At 34.5% G+C, this 3834-nt stretch carries 3 protein-coding genes; all 3 read left to right on the top strand.

Annotated elements, in window-relative coordinates; all coding sequences use genetic code 11:
• The first annotated feature begins 284 nt into the window (after positions 1–284).
• The 3 genes from AB1414_17220 to AB1414_17230 are packed head-to-tail and all read left to right on the top strand — an operon-like array spanning position 285 to position 3634.
• A complete protein-coding gene (locus AB1414_17220) occupies positions 285–1187 on the top strand; it encodes a selenium metabolism-associated LysR family transcriptional regulator (GenBank protein MEW6609156.1) in 903 nt (300 codons plus the stop codon).
• Positions 1188–1202: 15 nt separating this feature from the next.
• Positions 1203–2903 carry a BatD family protein gene (locus AB1414_17225; protein MEW6609157.1) on the top strand — a complete coding sequence of 567 codons (1701 nt, stop codon included), beginning with the start codon at positions 1203–1205 and terminating at the stop codon, positions 2901–2903.
• Positions 2900–3634, top strand: a complete 735-nt coding sequence (locus AB1414_17230; GenBank protein MEW6609158.1) for a hypothetical protein — start codon at positions 2900–2902, stop codon at positions 3632–3634. The genes AB1414_17225 and AB1414_17230 overlap by 4 nt, the downstream gene beginning before the upstream one ends.
• The last annotated feature ends 200 nt before the right edge of the window (positions 3635–3834 follow it).

The following is a 3834-nucleotide window of genomic DNA, read 5'->3' on the forward strand; positions in this document are numbered from 1 at the left end:
GTTTGTGTCATAAGTTTGTCCTCCTTATTTTAGTTAGTTAATACTTTTTGTATAGTATACCATAAAATCTTTCGCAGGTCAAACTTGACACTTTATCATATCATCTCTGCGGTGAACGGTTACTATTTATGGAGATTATCCTATGTAAACTTCCAGTTAATAACCGCTATAACATTCCCATTACCATTACACCTTATTCACTCCTCCATTAAAACTTGGGGAATTTCTGCTCCAGATAAATTTCTCTTGACTTTTATCCCTCGTTAATCTATAATATTTTAAGTATGTTAGACAGATTTTCTTTAAGGACATTTTATACTCTGGCTAATGAAAAAAACTTCTCGAATACCGCCAAACTTTTGTATTTGACACAACCAGCCATAACTCATCAAATTCGCTTATTAGAGGAATATTTAGAAACAAGATTATTTGACCGAATAAAGGGTGAAGTCAGCTTAACTCCCGCTGGCGGAATCCTTTTTAAATATGCAGAGAAAATCTTGAGTTTATACCAAGAAGCAGAGAAAGAAATATCTAATATAACTGCAACAACACATGGTCGCCTGGTTATTGGGGCAAGCACAACTATTGGACAGTATTTTATACCTGCAATTCTGGGTAAATTTAAAGACCTGCACCCGAAAATTGAAATCCTCCTGACCAATGCTAATACAAAAGAAGTTACCGCTCAATTACTTAATAACTTAATTGATTTAGGGATAGTTGAAGGACCTGTTTCGCATAAAGAGATTTTGGTTGAGAAATTTATTGAGGATGAATTAGTCGTGATTGCCTCGCCAAAGCATCGCTGGGAGGAAGGCAAAGAGATACCTCAAGAAGAATTTAAGAAAGAACCAATTATATTGCGGGAAAAAGGCTCCGGGACAAGGGATGTCATAGAAAATATATTGAATAAGTATGGCATAAAGTTATCTGATTTGAATATCAAGATGGAATTAGGGAGTTCTGAATCCATTAAAGCCGCTGTTGAGTCAGCACTCGGAATAGGTCTTGTTTCACAATGGACAGTTCTAAAGGAAAAAAAACTATCTTCGCTCAAAATCCTTTATGTCGCAGGGATTAAATTCAAAAGAGATATTACCGTTATTTTAAGACAGCACCAATTCAGAACAAAAGCGGTTGAGCAATTCTTAAGTTTTTTGAAGGAATCTAAAATAAATTGTTAATTGAAATATATGAATGTGAAATTATACATTTTATTCCTCAATTTAATCTTTTTTAGTTCTGGTCTTGGGGCACAGGAAATTTCCTTTGAGGCATCGGTAGATAAAAATATCTTAGGGATTGATGAACAACTTACCTTATCGATAACTATCTCCGGTGGTAACTTAAGTGGTCTCCCGATACCTCAACTACCACCATTAAAAGACTTTGATATTGTTAATTCTTATCGGTCTCAAAGTATATCTATCGTTAATGTCCAGGTATCTACTTCTTTAGAAATCAAATATGTGCTTGTTCCAAAAGGTGTAGGACACTTCACTCTCCCTGCCATTACCTTGAATCATAAGGAGAAAACATATCAAACCAAACCTATTGAGATTGAAGTTACTGGTCAAGGGAAAGCTACTCCTCCACCTTCTCAATCGCCTTCCTCAATAAAAAAATTAGAAAAGGTGCCGGGTAATCTATTTTTAGATGCCCAGGTCAATAAACGGACAGTTTTTGTTAATGAACAGGTAACCTTAAATATTAAATTTTACCAGCGAATTAATCTGTGGGAAAGTTCCGGTTATACGCCTCCATCTTTTACTGGCTTTTGGGTAGAAGACCTACCTGTGTCAAAACAACCAACAAAACAAAACATAGATGGTTTAACCTACTTAGTCCATGAGGTAGTCAATAAAGCATTATTCCCAACCACAGAAGGCGAATATACCATTGGTGAGACAAGTATGTCCTGCGTTGTAAGTCCATTTCAGGAACCTATCCTTTTGAAAACAAACCCAATCAAAATAAAGGTTTTGCCACTTCCTCAAAATAAACCTAAAAATTTCTCAGGTGCTATTGGGGATTTCTTGATTTCGAGTGAAGTAGATAAAAAAATAGTTGAAGAAAATCAGCCGATTAACCTTAAGGTAAAAATAAAAGGAGAGGGAAATATCAAAACCATTCCTCAGCCTTCTTTACCCAGATTGATAGATTTTAAGGTGTATTCCTCCGGGGAGGTATCTTCTGTGTCTAATTCAGAGTTTAAAATTTGCGGGGAGAAAGAATATAAGTATATTTTAATCCCCACTTCCCCTGGCAAACATATCCTCGAACCGATAATTTTATCATATTTTAATCCAGAGACAAAAAGGTATGAAATGAATAAAACCCCGCGAATTACCATTATCGCTAAGCCCGCTTCATCTTTTGAAAAGAAAATGGCACAAAAACAAGAGGTGCGAATACTTAAAAAGGATATTCGGTATATCAAAGAACCATTAAATTTAACCAATCAAAGTAGTTATTTATATCAAAACAAACTATTTTTATTACTCCAGGTTTTGCCTGTATTGAGTATCGTGGTGACTATTTTTTATAAACGGCATTTAATCAGAGCATATCAAAGATATTCAAGATTAAAAAGGATAAAGAAAAAGGCATTAAAAGGTTTATCGCGGGCAAAAGGACAACTCGGTGAAAAAACGAAAGATGAATTTTATGGCACCATCTCAAAAACAATCCTTGAATATCTTGGGGATAAACTCAATCTTTTACCAAATGAGATAACGATTGAAGTCCTTGAAACAAAAGAACTAAACGAAGAAATCCTTAATGAAGTCCAAAATATTCTCAAGTCCTGTGATTATGCCCGATATGCACCTTCTACCTATACATTGGAAAATATGGAGGAGATTTTAATTAAGGCTAAGGAGTGTATTGCAAAAATATGATGAAACAAATTTTATTAGCATTAATAATTAATGGCGTAGGGATAGCTTATGGTGAGAATACCAAATTTCATCAGGCTAATCAATACTACAAAGAAGGAAAATATGAACAGGCTATTTCCCTTTACCAGCAAATTATTGATTCAGGGATTAAAAATGGGGTGATTTTTTATAATCTGGGCAATGCTTACCTGAAAAATGGTCAGTTGGGTAAAAGCATACTTTCTTATGAACGGGCAAAAAGATTCCTGCCGCGAGATAAAGATATAAATTCAAATCTTGCTTATGTTAATCTATTGACAATTGATAAAATATCCAAAAAGCGTCATTGGCTAAAAGCAGGGATTATAAAAGCACATCAGTTATTAAATATTAATGAGCAAACTTTGGTCATTTTCATTATCTATTTAATCATAACTCTCCTGATTATTCTCTATATCTTCATTAATAAAAGGTTATTTATTATCACGGGAATAATCCTCGTCAGTGTTTTTTTAACCTTATTAATTTCATTATCTCTCAAAATTTACTCTACTTTGCAACAAAAGGAAGTAATTGTGATTGTTCCCAGGGTAGAGGTAAAAAGCGGTGCAGAGGATAAGATTGAGACTATCTTTTTTATTCACGAAGGAACGAAGGTAAAGATAAACGAGGTCAGAGATAATTGGTATTGCATTGAATTGTTAGATGGTAAGATAGGTTGGATTAAGAACGAAACGGTAGAGCAGATATAGTAAGCGGTTAGCCATCAGTAAATCAGAGGATAGAAGTCAGATTTTGACTTCTATCTTCTGTCCCCTGAAGGTAGAAAGATGTCTATGTTAAGTCAGTATGTGGTGGGCGCGGTAACGACCACATTTTTCTCGTTTTTCACCAATTTCAAGTTCTCGCATTAAACGCACTAAAATCTCTTTATTTTTCTTATCTGTATAAA

This window comes from bacterium, assembly GCA_040755795.1.
GTDB lineage: Bacteria > UBA9089 > CG2-30-40-21 > CG2-30-40-21 > SBAY01 > JBFLXS01.

Bases quoted from the DNA above. Each gene is read 5' to 3' on its own strand.
- AB1414_17220 (MEW6609156.1), top strand. From the start codon at position 285: ATGTTAGACAGATTTTCTTTAAGGACATTTTATACTCTGGCTAATGAA.
- AB1414_17230 (MEW6609158.1), top strand. From the start codon at position 2,900: ATGATGAAACAAATTTTATTAGCATTAATAATTAATGGCGTAGGGATA.